20 protein-coding genes are annotated in these 17975 nt (G+C 46.9%); 9 read left to right on the top strand and 11 right to left on the bottom strand.

All coding sequences use genetic code 11. The annotated features are described in order from the left end of the window. Positions 1-66: 66 nt before the first annotated feature. Positions 67-615 (bottom strand): XRE family transcriptional regulator, encoded by a 549-nt coding sequence (locus tag MKY23_RS26360; protein WP_145333555.1) that lies wholly within the window; start codon positions 613-615, stop codon positions 67-69. A gap of 41 nt (positions 616-656) precedes the next feature. Beyond that, on the bottom strand, positions 657-1025 hold the full coding sequence (locus MKY23_RS26365; RefSeq protein ID WP_090924122.1) for a glyoxalase superfamily protein: 369 nt from the start codon (positions 1023-1025) through the stop codon (positions 657-659). Between the two features lie 292 nt (positions 1026-1317). Between MKY23_RS26365 and MKY23_RS26370 the strand changes: the two genes are divergently transcribed. From MKY23_RS26370 to MKY23_RS26385, 4 genes are all read left to right on the top strand, one after another. Continuing rightward, on the top strand, positions 1318-1995 hold the full coding sequence (locus MKY23_RS26370; RefSeq protein ID WP_221789668.1) for an alpha/beta hydrolase-fold protein: 678 nt from the start codon (positions 1318-1320) through the stop codon (positions 1993-1995). Continuing rightward, complete coding sequence (locus MKY23_RS26375) at positions 1992-2765, top strand: class III extradiol ring-cleavage dioxygenase (protein WP_221789667.1); 774 nt, start codon at positions 1992-1994, stop codon at positions 2763-2765. Before MKY23_RS26370 ends, MKY23_RS26375 begins: the two co-directional genes overlap by 4 nt. A gap of 295 nt (positions 2766-3060) precedes the next feature. After that, positions 3061-3672: an SMI1/KNR4 family protein gene (locus MKY23_RS26380; protein ID WP_260510995.1), complete on the top strand. Its 612-nt coding sequence runs from the start codon at positions 3061-3063 to the stop codon at positions 3670-3672. 182 nt (positions 3673-3854) lie between these two features. Further along, positions 3855-4859: a cation diffusion facilitator family transporter gene (locus tag MKY23_RS26385; protein ID WP_090924118.1), complete on the top strand. Its 1005-nt coding sequence runs from the start codon at positions 3855-3857 to the stop codon at positions 4857-4859. Between the two features lie 191 nt (positions 4860-5050). On the opposite strand, the gene MKY23_RS26390 is transcribed toward MKY23_RS26385, so the two are convergent. After that, entirely contained in the window at positions 5051-5638 is a 588-nt protein-coding gene (locus MKY23_RS26390; RefSeq protein WP_090924117.1) for an NAD(P)H-dependent oxidoreductase, read from the bottom strand. Positions 5639-5773: 135 nt separating this feature from the next. Here MKY23_RS26390 and MKY23_RS26395 point away from each other — a divergent pair, with 135 nt between their 5' ends. Both MKY23_RS26395 and MKY23_RS26400 read left to right on the top strand, forming a co-directional pair. Beyond that, positions 5774-6808 (top strand): AraC family transcriptional regulator, encoded by a 1035-nt coding sequence (locus MKY23_RS26395; RefSeq protein WP_339833395.1) that lies wholly within the window; start codon positions 5774-5776, stop codon positions 6806-6808. Between the two features lie 152 nt (positions 6809-6960). Beyond that, positions 6961-7461 (top strand): hypothetical protein, encoded by a 501-nt coding sequence (locus MKY23_RS26400; RefSeq protein WP_154890251.1) that lies wholly within the window; start codon positions 6961-6963, stop codon positions 7459-7461. Positions 7462-7754: 293 nt separating this feature from the next. Here the strand turns inward: MKY23_RS26400 and MKY23_RS26405 are convergent, their stop codons facing one another. The 5 genes from MKY23_RS26405 to MKY23_RS26425 form a co-directional block, all read right to left on the bottom strand. Then, positions 7755-8489, bottom strand: a complete 735-nt coding sequence (locus tag MKY23_RS26405) for a CPBP family intramembrane glutamic endopeptidase (RefSeq protein WP_339833399.1) — start codon at positions 8487-8489, stop codon at positions 7755-7757. Positions 8490-8881: 392 nt separating this feature from the next. Beyond that, positions 8882-9955, bottom strand: a complete 1074-nt coding sequence (locus tag MKY23_RS26410) for an ABC transporter substrate-binding protein (protein ID WP_090924112.1) — start codon at positions 9953-9955, stop codon at positions 8882-8884. Beyond that, positions 9952-10761: an ABC transporter permease gene (locus MKY23_RS26415; RefSeq protein ID WP_090924111.1), complete on the bottom strand. Its 810-nt coding sequence runs from the start codon at positions 10759-10761 to the stop codon at positions 9952-9954. The genes MKY23_RS26410 and MKY23_RS26415 overlap by 4 nt, the downstream gene beginning before the upstream one ends. Further along, the gene (locus MKY23_RS26420; protein WP_090924110.1) at positions 10736-11569 is read right to left on the bottom strand and encodes an ABC transporter permease; all 834 of its coding nucleotides are present in this window, start codon (positions 11567-11569) and stop codon (positions 10736-10738) included. The genes MKY23_RS26415 and MKY23_RS26420 overlap by 26 nt, the downstream gene beginning before the upstream one ends. Continuing rightward, complete coding sequence (locus tag MKY23_RS26425) at positions 11559-12668, bottom strand: ABC transporter ATP-binding protein (RefSeq protein WP_090924109.1); 1110 nt, start codon at positions 12666-12668, stop codon at positions 11559-11561. The genes MKY23_RS26420 and MKY23_RS26425 overlap by 11 nt, the downstream gene beginning before the upstream one ends. A 251-nt stretch (positions 12669-12919) precedes the next feature. On the opposite strand from MKY23_RS26425, the gene MKY23_RS26430 reads away from it, so the two are divergent. The 3 genes from MKY23_RS26430 to MKY23_RS26440 all read left to right on the top strand — a co-directional run bounded on the left by MKY23_RS26430 (position 12920) and on the right by MKY23_RS26440 (position 14893). Further along, the gene (locus tag MKY23_RS26430; RefSeq protein ID WP_090924108.1) at positions 12920-13171 is read left to right on the top strand and encodes a hypothetical protein; all 252 of its coding nucleotides are present in this window, start codon (positions 12920-12922) and stop codon (positions 13169-13171) included. Between the two features lie 85 nt (positions 13172-13256). Beyond that, positions 13257-13451 (top strand): hypothetical protein, encoded by a 195-nt coding sequence (locus tag MKY23_RS26435; RefSeq protein ID WP_090924107.1) that lies wholly within the window; start codon positions 13257-13259, stop codon positions 13449-13451. 200 nt (positions 13452-13651) lie between these two features. Next, the gene (locus tag MKY23_RS26440) at positions 13652-14893 is read left to right on the top strand and encodes an MFS transporter (RefSeq protein ID WP_339833407.1); all 1242 of its coding nucleotides are present in this window, start codon (positions 13652-13654) and stop codon (positions 14891-14893) included. A gap of 37 nt (positions 14894-14930) precedes the next feature. Here the strand turns inward: MKY23_RS26440 and MKY23_RS26445 are convergent, their stop codons facing one another. The 3 genes from MKY23_RS26445 to MKY23_RS26455 form a co-directional block, all read right to left on the bottom strand. Beyond that, a complete protein-coding gene (locus MKY23_RS26445; protein ID WP_339833410.1) occupies positions 14931-16184 on the bottom strand; it encodes a nitric oxide synthase oxygenase in 1254 nt (417 codons plus the stop codon). A gap of 127 nt (positions 16185-16311) precedes the next feature. Further along, complete coding sequence (locus MKY23_RS26450) at positions 16312-16791, bottom strand: DNA starvation/stationary phase protection protein (RefSeq protein WP_154959454.1); 480 nt, start codon at positions 16789-16791, stop codon at positions 16312-16314. Positions 16792-17195: 404 nt separating this feature from the next. Next, positions 17196-17936, bottom strand: coding sequence for an HAD family hydrolase (locus MKY23_RS26455; RefSeq protein ID WP_339833415.1), 741 nt, complete (start codon positions 17934-17936; stop codon positions 17196-17198). Positions 17937-17975 lie beyond the last annotated feature (39 nt).

Here is a 17975-nt window from a genome sequence, read left to right on the forward strand (position 1 = left end):
TAATAAAAGCAGACGGTACACATCATATTTTAGAATCCGTCCCTTTCCTCACTCGCCTCACTTACCTTACTTGTTCAACAGATGATCCAGCTCCAATTCCTTGGACACCGCAATCAGCACAACGGCGGGTTCCTCGCCGATATTAGTCACTTCATGGGGTACAATCGCGTTCCATGTAAACGAATCTCCCGCTTCCAGCGTCTCCACATCTTCCCCCTGCTTCGCTTGGATGACACCTTGCAGTACCAGATGGCTCTCTTCCCCCGCATGTTTGCTGATCCCGGTCGAAGCTCCCGCTGGCAGTTCTACTATGGACATACGCATCGCACCTTTTGCCGTTAACTGCTGTACTTTAATCTGCCCGCTACCCGCTGTAGTCTCCTTGCGTTCATGCTTGCGAACCACATTCATACGCTGCTCTGATGTCAACAACAGGTAGGGTAGCGGGACGCCCAGGTAGTCCGCGATGCTTTCTAATGTAGCGATGGACGGTGACGTTTTGTTATTTTCCACATTGCTGATAAACCCCTTGGACAACCCTGTCCCCTCACAGAGTTGCATAATCGTAATCTGTTTCTGTTTGCGTATCGTTCGAATGGCCAAGCCAATATCCATGTGACCGCCCTCTCTTCTCTCTAACTACCGTTTCATTGAAATCAAGATTCAACCGTTGACTCTACAAAAACAAGGCGATTGCCAAATGGATCGGTAATGGTCATTTCCCGTGAATCCCAAGGGGTCTTCTCGATACCCGGTCTCGCATATTTATATTTTTGCAAAGAAATCCGCTTATGCAGCTCCTCCAGATGCTCTGTCTCAATCCGTAATGCCGCACCAGGAGTACAGTCCCCGTGATGTTCGGACAGATGAATAACAATCTCATCCTGCGACACCTGCATGTACAGTGGCATATCAGCCTCGAATCGATGCTCCCAGTCCACTTTGAACCCCAAGTAATCCATGTAAAATTCCTTTGCCTTCGCTTCATCAAAAATTCTAAGAATAGGTACGATATGTTTCATCATCTTCTTCACGTCCTCCTCTAAAGAGATAAAAGCACAACAACAATTCTTATTCCAAGTTCCCTTATACAAAACATATTTTCATCATACAAAAAAAGTGTTGACCCTACAATGAAAGCATGATAGATTTTGTTCATAAATAAGAATATTATTTTCACATAGGTGAACTTTTTATTTTTAGTTTAATCCCTGTCATTAATTCATTCCAACTCTTTTGCTTCATTGGTTTGATCTATGCATTCATTTTATACATTTGATTCATCGCAGCTCATCTTTCACCTGGAGGTGTATTGGTTTGAATTCTACTTATATTCATGAGGTGAAGTTGCCTCCACATTACGATAAAGCCCAGCAATATCCTGTTATTTTTGCCTTGCACGGCATGGGATCAGATGAGCAGGACATGCTTCGATTAATGGAGCCGCTGTCTACCGATTTCATCATTGTTGCCATTCGTGGGCCTATTGTACAGGGCGGAGGTTATGCTTATTTTCAGATCAAAAGCATAGGCAATCCCGTCCGCGAGTTATACGATGCCTCGGTTCAAGGACTGCAACAACTTATCATCGAGCTGTCGGCTCAATATGCCATTGATCCTGCACGGCGTTATATCGCCGGATTCAGTCAGGGCAGCATCATGGCGATGACGCTTGCCTTGGTCATGGGGGATGCCATCAAAGGCATCGTGGCTATGAGCGGATACATTCCGCAGTTTGTAAAAGAGGAATATGCTTTGCAGCCTTCATCCAATCTGTCTGCATTTATCTCACACGGCGATCAGGATCACCTTTTCCCGTTACAGCTGGGTGAAGATAATGCTTCGTTTTTCCGGAATCATACGAATCAAGTTACTTATGTACCATACAGCGGGGGCCACCATGTAACTCCTGAGTTATATGCCAAACTCCAACACTTCCTTCGGACGGATGCTGGGGTATCTACAGAAGATACGAAAGGAATGACTGAATCATGATGCCATCTTTGTTTATCGCCCATGGCGCTCCTTCACTTGCATTGGAGGAGAATGCGTACACTGAATTTTTGCAAAAACTTGGGCAGGATCTGCCCAAACCTAAAGCGATCGTCCTGTTCTCCGCTCACTGGGAATCGACGACACAGCTCGTATCTGCTGTAACCGGCTCATATGACACGATCTATGATTTCGGTGGTTTTCAACCCGAACTGTACCAGATCAAATATCCAGCTCAAGGACATGCTGAAACAACCGCTGAGATCGTCAAGTTGTTCACCGAAGCGGGAATATCAGTGCAGACGGATGAGATGCGCGGCCTGGATCATGGAGCATGGGTTGTACTGCGCCTGCTCTATCCCGAGGCAGATGTTCCTGTAATTGCTCTCTCTGTGAACCGTCATCTGACGGGTGAGCAACAGTATCAGGTAGGCCAAGCACTCGCTTCTTTGCGAGAGCAAGACGTTCTTGTCATTGGCAGTGGCGGAACCGTGCATAACCTGCGCCGTCTGAACTGGGAAAGTCAAGGTGTAGATTCCTGGGCTATGGAATTCGACAGCTGGCTCCAAGATAAGCTTGAGCACTGGGATACGGATGCCCTCTTCGCATATGACAAGCTTGCTCCATCTGCACAGGCAGCGGTTCCTACGCCAGAGCATTTTGTGCCAATCCTGATCGCCATGGGTGCAGGAGATGAGAAGAAACAAGCCTCTCTCTTGTTCCGGGCATATCAGCTGGGTAACCTGAGTTTATCCTGCTGGAGATTTGAATAACAAAACATGAGATTGGTTTAAAACCAATAGACCACATAGAGACCAAAGCGTGAGTCACAGGGTAAACCTGCTGCTCACGCTTTTTTTTGAGATATTGTTAGGTGGCTGAATGCAACTCTGCATAGACCACAAGTGCGCTTTTACACATCCATATTCGTTCATTATGTAGGACTCCCGCTTGGGTCTATGGTTTCTTGTCCGAGTTTCCTGAGTAAATCTATACTAGTGGGAAACCATCTCATCAACAGATTTATTAGATGAGTATGACATGCGAACGCTCATAAGGAGGCGAAACATGATGGCAGAACCAAAGTCAGAACAACGGATCGATGAACTCATGCAAGAGTTGTTGGAACTGCTGGAAGAAAAGGTGCAGGATGAGGAAAACCAGGAGTTGCTGGAGGCCTACCGCGAACAGGAAGGAGCAACCGATGAGGAGCTTGACGCGTTCGAGCAATATTACAGTATACGTCTACCAGAAGACTTCCGGGCATTTTACAAACGTAAAAACGGCAGCGGATATGCCTTTCACGTTCTTTTTCCAGGTGATGCCGCACAAAATGAAGATATGGTCTTCTACATGTTATCGCTTGAACAAATGAAGAGAGAACATGACGGTACTGTAGAGATTCGGATGGAAGACTATTTTTCCGAAGAAGAAATGCTTGAACTGGACCCGCGAATCAAGCCTTATTTGCATCAGAAATCATGGATCACCTTTGGCAAGCTGGGAGGCGGATCGCTTTATTTGATGTTGGATTTTGACCCGACAGAGCAAGGAACATATGGACAGATTATTATATTCAAACATGATCCTGACTTTGTCTATTACGTGGCTGAAAACTTCACCGAATTGCTGGAGCAATCCAATCGTAATTTGCGTGAGATCGATGTGATCGAATACTAAGTCAAATTGAATGACAAACAATTATATTAACAGCCGTTATCGTCTGGATAATGATATGACCATTGTTTCATAATGCTGGGAGTTGTAAAGGCGGTTATAATAACATTTAGTGGAAATGCACAAGCTACCGGAAGAAGGACTGTCTTTCTACACCAACTACATATCTGGGAGGAACTACCGAAGTGGCTGAACAACCGAAGTCAGAGAGCTTTATGTCTCTCGTCAAAAAAGGCAACACATCCTCTGCTGTAGCCATGGCGGGTAACGCCATACTTGCACTATGTAAAGGAGGAGCCTTTATATTCAGTGGCAGCGGCGCCATGTTCGCGTCAGCGATGCATTCACTGGCCGATGCCATTAACCAAGGGTTTGTATTTGTCGGAAGTGTATTATCCGAGAAAAAACCTACACGCCGCTTCCCGACTGGATTCGGACGGGTCATCAACATTTTCTGTATGATTGCCGTAATTGTGGTGACGATTATGGCCTACGAAACCATTCACGAAGGCATTCACCTGCTCCAGCATCCTGCTGGTCACTCAGGGGGACTGTGGATCAACATTGGTGTGCTTGTGCTTAATATTGTGATCGATGGAGCCATCCTCATCAAAGCCATGAAGGAAATTTTGAAAGAAGCTCGTGCGCCCAAAGCGACAGGGTTTGCCCTGGTGCCTGCAGCAATCAAAAATGTAGGACGTGCCGCACCACCAACCCGCCTGGTATTCTACGAGGACGTTGTAGCCGTGCTTGGAGCGACGCTTGCGCTTATATCTGTTGTCGTCATTGCACTGACAAACTTCGCTTTGCTAGATGGTATTGTCACCACCATCATCGGATGCCTGATGATTGCCGTTGCTTTCCGTGTCGGCTACGACAACATGATTGGCCTGATCGGTGTCGCCGCACCGCAGGATATTGAGGACAAAGTGTCCCAGACAATTCTGGCAGACAGCCATGTAGCTGATATCCAGATGATGCGCATCATTCAAGAGGGCCGGTATTACCATGTCGAAGGCCTGATTGAGCTGACTAAAGGACTCAGTCTAGCGGATGCGGATGATATCAAGTTCCGGATTCAGGAAAAACTGATGACAAACCCGGATATTGCTGACGCGGCGATCTCGATCATTGAAGACGACGGCGTGAACAGCTGGGGCAAGAAACATTCGGATGTGTTGAAAAAGTAGTGAAAAAGCAGGTTAACAACTGACTTATCGCTGCTTCATCTTCACAACAAAGAAACGAAGCAGGAAGTGCTCTGCCTCGTTTCTTTTGTTTTGTGTTCTTTGATCCTTGCTTTGATCCTTTTCTTTGCTTTGATCCTTTGTTCCTCACTCTTTATGAACGATTCTCATTTGATATTCCTATCCCTATTAGATCATCGTGCCTGCCTCATCCCCATTTCCATCACCTTACCCAGCCATTTCTGACGAAACGCTTCCGTGGACTTGCGGATTGGACTAATCTCGGTTACACGTACAGGGGATACCCCACTGAATTGAAGGACGTTGGATTTCATGACCCGGTGACCTGCCCTTCTGTATACCAATGCATTGTAGAACCAAGGGGTGTCCATCGTCACAATAAGCTGTGCAGACTTACCTTTCAACAATTTGTCCCAGAGCGGTGAGTTGTCCCGATACCTCATAGCAAACCCGGGCAGGAAAATCCGATCAATAAACCCTTTCAACACAGCGGGCATTGTTCCCCACCACGTCGGATACACAAATACCAAATGATCTGCCCAGCGAATGAGTTCCTGTGCCTTCAGCAGATCAGGCTCGAGCTCTGTCCGCTGACGATAGCCGTATCGGAGATTAAGATTGAACTCGATCTCGCTCAGATCGATCATCTCCACCGTCCCACCTGATTTTCGTGCGCCCTCTGCGTAGGATTCTGACAGTGCCTTGCAATAACTCTGTGGATCGGGATGACCGTTAATGATGAGAATTTTATTTGCATTCATACGTATATTCCTCCTGTATAATATAGTTCATGAAGGCCGATGAAACGGACATATCACAAGCATATAGTGAAGGTAGGTATAAACAAATGATCAACGACGCCAAATCATTGCGGATTCGTGCAAACGGGAGGACTTATGAAACATCTTAACCAGAGTGTCCCGATATCCATGGTATATCCTATTTTAAAAACACTGGTACACAAAGGTTTTGACACGGAATCCTTTTTCAAAGACATCGATGTAGATCCCTCCATCTTGGAGAACCCGGATGCCCGGATTCCCGTCACTGAATTGGAACGGATCATGCGGCGTGCTGCTGATTATGCAAACGATCCATACTTTGGATTAAACCAGGGTGGACGGCTGGATTTTGCGGATTTAAGTCTGCCCGGATATGTCATGATGCACTCCAAAACGATTGGTGACGCACTTAGCGCGTACCAGCGGTATAACGATATTTTATATAGTGGATTTCAACTGGAGTGGAAGGTCTATGGACCGGATGTGATCATTCAGTTGTCTGTGCAAAATGAAGAAATCCCCATGTCTCGCCATTGCGTAGAGGATATGACTGTATCGGTATTACATCTGATCAACAAGCTGGCGAATCACCGGGCCGTGGTACGAGAAGTCCAATTCAGTCACGAAGCCCCTGTCGGGGCAGGTGATCTGTCTGTTTACGTGAACTCCCTTGGGGTCACTCCCGAGTTCGGTGCTACCCAAACCCTGCTGCGTCTATCCAAAGAGGTCCTGACGTTGCCCGTTTTATATTCGGATGCCAGGATGTTGAAGGTTTTCGAGTCGATGGCGGAGGAGACCCGGGCAGACCTGTATGCCTCTCAACCCTTCTCCAGCAAAGTAAGCCGATGGATCACGGAGAGTCTGCCTTCCTTCTTCCCCACATTACAACACACGGCAGCACATCTCGGCGTGAGCATTCGCACACTCCAGAGCAGATTGCGTGAAGAAGGTACAACGTTTAACGAAATCTCCGTTCAGGTACGGAAGGAAATGGCACTACGTTACTTACAAAGAGGCAACTATGCTGTCGTCGATATCGCCTATGCCCTGCATTTTTCGGAACAAAGTGCCTTCCAGAATGCGTTCAAAAAGTGGACGGGACAGACCCCGGGTCAATACCGGGCTAATCTGGGGACTCGGCAGGGATAGGATCGTAACCCCATACCTAGACTTTAGTCTAGGATAAGTTTAACGCCAAAGACGGAGGTTCCCCTTTTCCAATTCGTGGTATGCTGTATATAACGAAAGTGATGTTACATATTGCACGGATGAAAGATTCCATATTCAAAAGGAGAGAAATTATGGCTAAACGTACGATTCTTGCACCTGTCCTGATTTTGCTCGGTGTATACCTGATTCTGAATCAAGGCGGCACAATGGGCCCAGGCACCATCTTTGGTACTTTCTGGCCTACGTTATTTGTGATTCCGCTCGGACTGTTCTTCCACTGGCTATACTTCTCCATGATTGGCCGTGGCGTTGGATTACTCGTTCCAGGCGGCTTGCTGCTGACCGTCGGTATTGTATGCCAGATCGCGATGCTGTTTGGTAACTGGGGTACGATGTGGCCGGGCTTCATTCTGGCGCCAGCGGTCGGTTTGTTTGAACTCTACTGGTTTGGCGGCAAAAATAAATGGTTGCTGATTCCGATTAATATTCTGACGGTTCTTTCCCTATTGTTCTTCACTGTCATGTCGATCGGTTCCGTACTGAGCAACATGAGCTATATTCAACCGTTTGTGGCCATTCTGCTGATTGTGGGCGGGGCGTATATCATCATGGGGCGCAAAAAGCCTATGTAGTGGCATGATATCCGATAAGTTCTTTGAGTTACACTGGAGCCACTCCGAGTGCAGAGTAATCTTCCGATCGCTGTTACCCCCGGATTTTTTGGAATCTCATATCCTATGAGAAAATCCGGTTGTAAAGGCGAGCGCTTCGCTTCTCCAGCTTATCTCTTCCCTCTCCGTTAACATGTAACTTGTTAATTATCTGATATCGCACTGCAAGGCTATTGCTATAAAGTAAGGAAAGGAGCCATCCCTGATCCAAAGGTGATCAGGGGTGGTTTTTGTTTTTTCAGGAGGGTTCTGATTCATATGTCGGAGTCTACTGACTGTCTATTGACTTGGCTTGGTTTCGATTGAATGGCGATATTGTATTTAATCCAGAAAAAAAGGATCAGAGGCAGGGCTGCGTTGGACGCGACAAAAAAAATCAGTGAAGGTATTCCGGCAAGTGGCATGTAGCTTATGCCTGTCACTTGAACGAACAACTGCTCGCCGTTTGGGCCATCAGAGAACAGGATGGATGATGCCCCGTTCCAGCCTAGATGGCTTCCGACTGCAATAGCCATAGAACCGGATTTGGCATACGCATATGCCCAAACCAAGCCCATGATAAAGGTCGTTATAAATACAATGAGCATAATCGGGATGTTTCCGAACACACCGTCCGTGAACCAGTGGTACATCCCAAACGCCATGGAAGAAAGTACGATTCCCCATCGGACTCCTAACCCGTGAATCATAAGTACAAGCAGTGCACCACGGAAAAGCAATTCCTCAAACCAGACCGACTTGAAGTTCCACCAACTGACTGTCATAAAATCAGCCCAGGAATATTCGGGGTTTAGCTTCCAGTTTGACATGGTGACCAGAGATTCTGTCCAGTGAACTGCCGAGGAAACGAGGATACCCAAAAGTAAGGCTATCGCAAATTGCTGGAGACGTAGACCTGCCGGACGATACCCGAGCACAGACAACGGTTGCTTGATCGTGAAACGAAGCAAGAGCCAAGATAACAAAACAAGCACGATCATGCCTAACATCACGAACCTCCTTCCCACTTCATTGTAGTAAAACAATTGAATTCAAACATCACATCTACACCGTCAGAGTTTCCGTTCCGTTCTCTTTCATCCCGTTCCGTTCCCTCTATCCCGATATACTTTTCATATTCGGGGTTATGGGCTTTAGTACGCACGGGTGTAAATAAAGTTCCCGGCAATCCGAATTCTCAGAGCCCGCGCCGTCCCAGCTTTATTACATGTTTCTTTGTTACATGCACCGTTTTGTCTCATCCCCCTTCGTTTCGTTCATCACAGCTCGAAATAAATCCAACGTCAAATATCCCCTGAAGCCACCAATAGGCTCAGGGGTATTTGAGTTGCACTTGTTGTGTTCGTTGCAGTTCGCGCAGTTTGCGTAGACTGGAGGACAATTATTTACTATGCATCTTAAACTCCAGAAACAGGTCGTTATAATGCGATAGCATTTTTTTGCCCAGATTGTTGTAAACCTCCAGCTTGCTTGTCAGTGTCTCGTCTGGATAGAAGCGTTCATCCTGCGAGATATCTTCTGGCAACAGCTTAAGTGCCTCCGCATTCGGTGTCGAGTATCCCACGTACTCTGCGTTGCGTGCAGCATGATCCGGGTCCAGCATAAAGTTGATAAACTGGTGCGCGCCGTCTACGTTTTTAGCTGTTTTCGGGATGACCATGCTGTCGAACCAGAGATTTGAACCTTCCTCCGGTACCTTGTAATCCAGCTTGTCGTTCTGATCCATAATCTCCGATGCGTCCCCAGACCATACGAGTCCAACCGCGGCTTCTTCGTTCGCAAGCAACATTTTGATCTCGTCTCCAACGATGGCTCTTACGTTAGGAGTCAGGGTAGACAGCTTTTTGAGTGCAGCCTGAAGATGATCTTCATTCGTATCATTAAGTGAGTACCCCAGGCTATTCAGCCCCATACCGATGACCTCACGAGCACCATCGAGCAACAGGATCTGATTTTTCAGACGCGGGTCCCATAGGTCATTCCAGCTGTCAAATGTCAGGCCACCCACCAGTTCCGGGTTATACACAATACCAACGGTTCCCCAGAAATACGGGATAGAGAATTGGTTATCTGGATCATAGTTCAAGTTCAGGAACCGGGAATCGATGTTTTTCAGGTTAGGCAGCTTGTTGTGGTCAATCGGAACGAGCAGGTTCTCTTCTTTCATTTTGCTAATCGCATATTCAGAAGGAATCGCCACGTCAAACGTTGTGCCGCCCTGTTCAATCTTGGTCAGCATCGCTTCATTGGAATCAAACGTCTGATAGATGACCTTCATGCCAGATTCTTCTTCGAATTCCTTCAAAAGGTCAGGGTCGATATAATCACCCCAGTTGTAGATCGTCAGCGTGTTTCCGCCGGAATATCCCTGACTTTTGTTCAGATACGAAGCCAAAATCATCAGGGCGAATGCGGCCACAAACACAAGCGCGAATGTCCGTACCAACTGTTTCATGGACGCAGCCCCTTTCCTCCGGCTGGAATGCGTGATGCACGGCGGTTAATGAAGTAATATCCGACCACCAGCAACACCGTGAGCAGGAACAATAGGGTAGACAACGCATTAATCGACAGCGATACGCCCTGCCTTGCTCTGGAGTAAATCTCCACTGAAAGCGTGGAGTATCCGTTCCCTGTCACAAAGAAGGTTACGGCAAAGTCGTCGAGCGAGTACGTCAAAGCCATGAAAAATCCAGCAAAAATACCGGGTTTCACGTAAGGCAGTACCACACGCGTTAGAATTTGCCATGAACCCGCGCCTAGGTCACGAGCCGCATCCATCAAGGTTGGACTCATCTCCTGCAGCTTCGGTAGCACCATGATGACCACAATCGGCACACTGAATGCGATATGGGACAGCAATACCGACGTAAAGCCGAGTTTGATGCCAATCATCGTAAACAAAATCAGGAATGATGCACCGATAATGACATCGGGGCTAACAATCAACACGTTGTTTAGAGATAACAGTGTGTTTTTGGTCCGTTTACGACGTACATGATAAATCGCCAGTGCCCCTGCCACACCCAGAATGGTTGAAATCGCTGAGGACAACAGCGCGATAATAAACGTATTCAAGACAATAATGAGCAGCCGGGTGTCCGCAAAAACTTCTCTGTACCATTCCAGTGTAAAGCCTTCGAACCCCCGCATATGGCCACCACTATTGAATGAATAGAAAATCAGATAGGCAATCGGCGCGTACAAAATGGCGAACACAACCGCCAGATAGACGTTAGACAGCTTTCCGTTTCTTCCCATTTCGCACCTCCTTCTTGCCTGATCCGGTCAGAAACATAATGACTGCCATCGCGATAATCAAAAAGACGGCAATCGTCGAACCCATGCCCCAGTCCTGGGTAACGAGAAAATGTTGCTCAATCGCTGTACCCAGCGTAATAACACGGTTCCCCGCGATGAGGCGGGTAATCATAAACAGGGACAACGCCGGGATAAATACGGCCTGACAGCCTGATTTCACTCCGCTGATCGTCAGCGGGAAGATCACACGGCGGAACGTCAGCCACGATGAAGCGCCGAGATCCCGTGCAGCATAGATTAGGGACGGATTCATCTCCTCCAGCGCGTTAAAGATCGGCAGAATCATAAAGGGAATGAAGATGTACACCGAAACAAAGATAAAGCTGAAATCAGTGAACAAAATCTGTTGTGTCCCAATGCCCACCACTTCCAGCAGAGAGTTGGTCAGACCGTATGTGCCGAAAAGGCCAATAAAGGCGTACGCTTTTAACAACAGATTGATCCAGCTTGGCAAAATGATCAGCAACAACCACAGTTGCTTATGCTTCGTCCGGGTCAGCATATACGCCGTTGGATACGAGATAAGTAGCGAGAACGCCGTAATTAGAAATGCATACCAGAATGAACTGAGCGTCATCTGCATATACACTGGCGTAAAAAACCGCGCATAGTTGCCAAGCGTGAAGTTACCCTCCACATCAAAGAACGAATAATAAATGACCAGCAGCACCGGCGCTACAACGAACAACACCATCCATAACACATAGGGAATCAGATACGCATTGCGCGTGCTGGCTTTAGTCTGCATGAGCGGCCTCTTGGTAAGCTTCGAGTCGTCTGTCGAACTCTTCCTCAGTTTCGTTAAAACGCATAACATGAATGGCTTCCGGGTCAAAATAAAGCCCGATGCGCGATCCGACGGCCGCTTTCTTCGTCGAATGAATCAACCATTCGTTGCCTGCGTCATCGTAGGTCGATATTTCGTAATGCACGCCGCGGAACAGCTGCGAATCCACCTTAACCTTAAGCTTGCCCTGCTCCTCGGTTGTGATCTCGAAGTCCTCCGGGCGGATGACGATCTCAACAGGCTCGTCAGGCTGCAAACCCTGATCGACACATTCATACTGAGCACCTGCAAACTCAACCACAAAGTCCTGCTTCATCTTGCCGGCCACGATATTCGACTCTCCGATAAAGTCCGCGACAAAGCGGTTAATCGGCTCATCATATATATCATTCGGCGTACCACTCTGCTGAATGACACCACCGTTCAGGACAAAAATTTCATCGGACATCGCGAGTGCTTCTTCCTGGTCATGCGTGACAAAAATAAACGTAATGCCCAGCCGTTGCTGCAGCTCTCGCAACTCGTACTGCATCTCGGTACGAAGCTTCAGGTCGAGAGCCGACAAAGGCTCGTCCAGCAGCAAAATTTCCGGCTCGTTCACAATTGCGCGGGCAATCGCCACACGCTGGCGCTGTCCGCCGGACATCTCGCCAATCTCCCGGTTCTCGTAGCCGGATAGATTGACAAACTTGAGAGCTTCGAGCACTTTGCTACGAATCTCGGATGTTTTCATTTTTTTAATCCGCAAGCCAAAGGCTACGTTCTCGAATACATTCAAATGCGGAAATAACGCATAGTCCTGAAATACCGTATTCACCTGACGCTGATGCGCAGGAACCTTGTTAATCAATGCGCCGTTAAAATAAATGCTGCCCTCCGTCGGCTCCGCAAAGCCGGCAATCAGCCTTAATATCGTTGTTTTACCGCAACCGGACGGGCCGAGAAGCGTATAAAATTTTCCACGTTCAATCTCAAAGCTGACAGCTTTCAATACAGCCTCATCCTGGTCATATTGCTGTGTCACCCGCTCGAACCGGATGATCGGTTGTTGTTCTGACATGCTTCACGTCGCCCCCTTATCCTTGGGTTTATCCTAAGAAACCTTACCTATTATACACGACTTTAATTAAGCCATATCTCGAATATGAATAATTTACCCCATTTTCTTTTGTTTTGAAAGGTCAAGCACGCACGTTACAGATATTAATAATATGGCAATAAATCTATTTTCTTATTAATTAGTCTTCTATACAAACGAATTAATAGATTCGGAATAGTATAACGTATATCCATCACAAGGAGGTATTCTTCATGGCTAACTACTTGTCCCCACACTCTCCAAAAAGTAAAGCTGCAAACAAAAGCAAACTGGTATCCAAAAACCGCGCAAAAAACAAATCTAAAAACAACGCAGGTAACACAAGCAAGTCAGAGCATATTCAGGAAACTGTCGTTAACGTCATTCTGCCTGAATCTAAAGAGAAAGATACACATCACCACCACCATCATCCACACAATCATCATCACCATCACTGCAATCCCGGCTGCAATCCTTACTGGTAATCTATCTATTTCAATATTTTAGCCTGTCCATGTGAATTGATAGATTCAAAAAAATAAAACGTATATTAATGAAGGAGGCTTTACCATGACTAACTTCTTCTCACCGCTCTCTCCAAAAAGCAAAGCTGCCAACAAAAGCAAACTCATCTCTAAAAATCGTGCGAAAAACAAATCTAAAAACAATGCAGAAAACACAAACCATGCAACACATATTCAAAAAACCGTTGTTAACGTTGTTATACCTGACCATGAAAATAAACACCCTCACCATCATCACTGATGGGAAAAACTGTTCAGCATTGATGTAAATTTCGCAGCATAAGTCTCACAAGAAGACGTAGCAGTTACATCTGCTACGTTCCTTTTTGAGTTATTTTAGTTTTTCGAAGTGATTCAAAAAGAATGAATGATGCCGGGACTCCATATCATGGAGTTGAGGTGAGAAAGACCATGGAAATGCGTCGTAATTTACCCCTTTTGATGAGTGTCTGTTTTCTTAGCCAGATGGGGGGATTTATGATTCTGCCCCTCTTTCCGATATATATCGACCAACTTGGCCTATCTGGCTGGGAGATGGGGTTCATTTTCGGATTGTTCTATTTAGGTAAAGTAGTCGGCGGGCTCCCTGCCTCTGCTCTCTATCGCCATGTAGGGGTCAAAATATCTCTCGTCCTTATGCTGCTGATGCTCGCTATATGTACAGCCGGTTTTGCCATTGCCTCTACGCCCCTGTTCCTTGGCCTGTTGCGGCTATTGCAAGGAATGGCTTCAACCGGGCTGACCGTCATCGTACGCTCCATCATCAGTGACGGAGGAAATAGCGATAACCGGGGACTATACAACGGATACATCAGTAGTAGTGAGGGTGGGGGCATGATCCTAGGGCCGGTCATCAGCGGCTGGCTTACGCTCCACGTACCGCTGTCCGTTCCGTTCTGGCTGGTTGCATGCTGTTGTCTGATCGCCATGGTTGTTGTTATGGGTATGCAAAACAAAACAACGTATGGATCATCTGGCTCAATACCTATTCTAGAGTCGAAGGATAGTGAAGTTCTCTCTTCGGCTCCTGCAGATCAAACTTCACGTCAAGAAAAGATTGCTCAGGAGTATACCTCCAATAATACACAGTCTCGCCCAAGTAATGGCACAGGTCCTATTTCTGTCCCACTTATAGGATACATAACGGTGCATGTCCTGGAGATGAGTGCCTATGCCGTTTTCTTGACGTATTTTGCACTCTATGCAACTCAAATCATGCAGTGGGATACCTTCTCTGCCAGTCTGGCCTTTACCATAGCCGGAATTTCTACGCTTGCGGCTGCCCCTTTTGTCGGTTTTCTCTCCGACCGCTTGGCTGATCGGCTCCTGATGTGCATGCTGGGCATGTTTCTGATCGGGGTTGAAGTCATTGTTTTTCTAAGTACATCTGTCCACCTCTGGGTGTACATTGGCATGTTCGTCGGTGGCATTGGCGGGGCTTGTTACATGGATTCCTTTTTTGCACATATTGGGGATCACACTCCTGAAGTGAATCGAAGCTCTGTCATTGGTAAAATTGTCTCGTCTGCGGAGATCGGTTCTATGGTATCTCCTCTACTCGCAGCACTTCTGATGGAGACCTTGTCTCTGTATGCTGTATTTGTCTTAAATCTTATTCTGATCGCGGCAGCCATCGCCGTTCAAGGTATTATGCGTAGCAAGTATCGGATGAAAGAGAGATGAGAGGACTGCTTCAAAAAATAAAACCCGCTCACACAAATTAATGTGCAAACGGGCATTTCATTGGTGTATTCCCTGCCTGTGACTGTTTAGCTTCATCGGACGGATGCTCTTGGTCGTTTGGATGATCCGGGTTCTCATGGTGCTTATAATATTGCTCACGGGTACACGCGTCTGCGGCAACAGCCATCCCATCTTGAAACCTGTATGCAGGGTCCTGGTGAAAAAAGTTCGGCTTCACAATCTCATTCCGATAGGAACTGTGAAAAATATGAGTAGTGGCTGGGGACACTGGTGGAATCAGCCACACCCAGTCTCCGGTCAGCTCGCGTCCAGCCTTTTCTTCCCGCTGTTCAAACAGAGCAAACTGTGATGCAGCTGTATGGTGGTCCACGATACTCACACCGGCCTTCTTAAATGAATGTAGCACAGCCACATTAAGCTCCACCAGTGCTCGATCTCTCCACAGTGTCGTTTCACTCGACGTGTTTAACCCTAGCGCAGCAGCTACATCTGGCAACTTGTTATATCGGAATGTATCGGCAAAGTTTCGCGCTCCGATCTCCGTTTCCATATACCAACCGTTAAACGGCGCAGCCGGGTAGTTAATGCCTCCGATCTCGACCCGCATATCCGCAATCATTGGCACACCGTACCAACGCAGGCCGAGTTCAGCAATCTCCACTCGCTCCGGGTGCTCAATCTGCACTTCGATAATCTCCTGCTCTGGTATTACATACCACTCTGGGGCCTGTCCTTGAGCTTGAATAATGATCGGCAACACATCATAATCGCCTCCAGCTCCCTGCCAGCCGAGGGAATTGGCCGCTTTGGTCAGTTCAATGGAAGCAGGATCACCCACAATGCCTTGCGCTGTCTCATATCCAGCATAACGGATCAACTGATGATTCCAGATACGGATGGGGGCTCCAACTGGGCCTTCTGGCGGCAAGAGGGTAATCGTCGGGATGATCTTGCCTCCGTTTGAAGCGTTATGGATATGATCCAGTACGGCCTGCGCAGCCACTCCTGCGGTATCAGCATGACGTGCATCCACAATGCGCAGCTTGTCCCAAAACAGCCGCCCGATACAGCGGTTGCTGTTCCGCCATGCCATTTTGCAGCCATGTTCCAGTTCCTCTGTAGTATGGGTATAGGTTCCCGTTTTGTCCATCTCTTGCTTAATGGCAATAAGCCGAGCCTCTGCGTCTTTACGCGTATGGCCCAGCTCTTCATAACTAGTATATATAAACCGTTCAGCTTCTTCCTGCAATCGATCCAGGTCTGTCCGCATTTCTCATTCCACCATTCTGTACATCTTGGATGCCATTATTATACGGGAAGCACACCTGATTTGTAAGCGAACGGGACGTTTGTTCACGGACTCTACATATCGTTGTCAGGACACAGGTTAGCCTAGATTATTTGCCCAAAAATGCGTTTAACATCCAGATCTCTTTATCCAGCGCAGCAGTGAATCCAATCATCATGTCTTCAGTCGCATTGTCTTCAACTTCTCCAGCTTCATGAATGCCTTGGCGAATCACATCAAGCATTGCATTCAGATCAGCAACAACATGTTCAACCATCTCTTCAGCAGACAGTTGTCCTTGTGCCTCCACAATTGGGGACAGGCGAAGTTGTTCTGCAATCGTTGCTACAGGACGACCACCAATGGTCAGAAGACGCTCAGCAACCTCGTCCATATTCGCTGTAGCCAGGTTGTACAGTTCTTCAAATTTGGCGTGAAGTGTGAAGAAGTGTGGTCCTTTGACATACCAATGGAAGTTGTGCAACTTCGTGTAGAGGACAGACCAACCTGCGATCTGACGGTTCAATACCTCTTGAAGTTTAGCTGTGTTTGTTACAGAAGTGTTTGGGTTAGTTTGGATTGTACTCATGGAATTTATCCCCTTTCGAATATCTCATTTTAGTTTTGTTTGTCATATGATTTGTTTGGAATCGCTTCGTTATTCTTTTCTTTTAATTTAGACTTAATCTAAATCTTGTTTTAATTATAGCACTGACTATATACTTTGAAAAGAGCTTTGACCTCTCTTCCAAATGAAGATTCCATGAAGCCGGGCTTCATGATGAACTTTTGGCTGCTTCCACTATGAACAAGGCTGCTCATGTAGTTATACCGCCAACCTTACCGACCTTCAGTGAACATTCTCACACGTCTGAGTGAAAACAAAAAACAGCCCTTCATCTGCAATCACAGATGACAGGACTGAATGTCTTGTTAGAACATGATCATTATTTAGTTAATTCTTAGAAGTGCTTCGATTCTCCGAGTTCCCGCCTATGAACGAACCTGTTCAAACGTAAGAAGATGACTGATTTCCTCGTAGTTCCGTGCCATAAAATGAGGTTCATGATCTGATTCGGGCGATACCTCACGGTGATTAAACCAGATGATCTTCCAGCCTGCATCCACCGCTCCGGCAACATCGTTGCGCCACGAATCTCCAATATAGTAGCTATGATCAGCTGTTGTTCCTGTCTGCTTGTTCACATGCTCAAACAGTCTGCCGTCCGGTTTCGCATAACCGACTTCACCGGAAATAAAGACCAGTTGCTCGTCCACCAAACCGAACACATCTAGCGCTTCTAACTTACGCCGTTGATGCTGACCTTCTCCATTCGTAATCAGCCCCACCGTATGTCCCTCCGCTTGAAGTCTGCAAATAAGATCATATGCTCCTTGGAAGGGAGTAATCTGAAACTGTCTGCTCAAATACCTTCGTTGCAGTTCTTGCGCTTGTCCAGGCTGCAGTTCAATCCCAAAATCAGCCATCGTTAGCTCGAATCTACGGCATCTCATACGCTCTACTGCATCTGGTTCGGGAACCGCCGAAAGATCTTCCTGTGCAGACAGCCAGTCGCTGTAATAGCGAAATCGATGATACGCCAGCGCATAATCAAACGGTTCCGGCAATCCGAGCACTTCCTCTAAAGCACCTCGAAGCGGCTGTAAGTGATCATATAAGGTATCATCTACATCGAAAAATATGGCTTTAGCCAAATATCCAGTATCTATCATTGATGTTTGTCCTCCTGCTCAAATTATTATTCTTGCATA

Source organism: Paenibacillus sp. FSL R7-0272 (genome assembly GCF_037969905.1).
Lineage (GTDB): Bacteria > Bacillota > Bacilli > Paenibacillales > Paenibacillaceae > Paenibacillus > Paenibacillus polysaccharolyticus.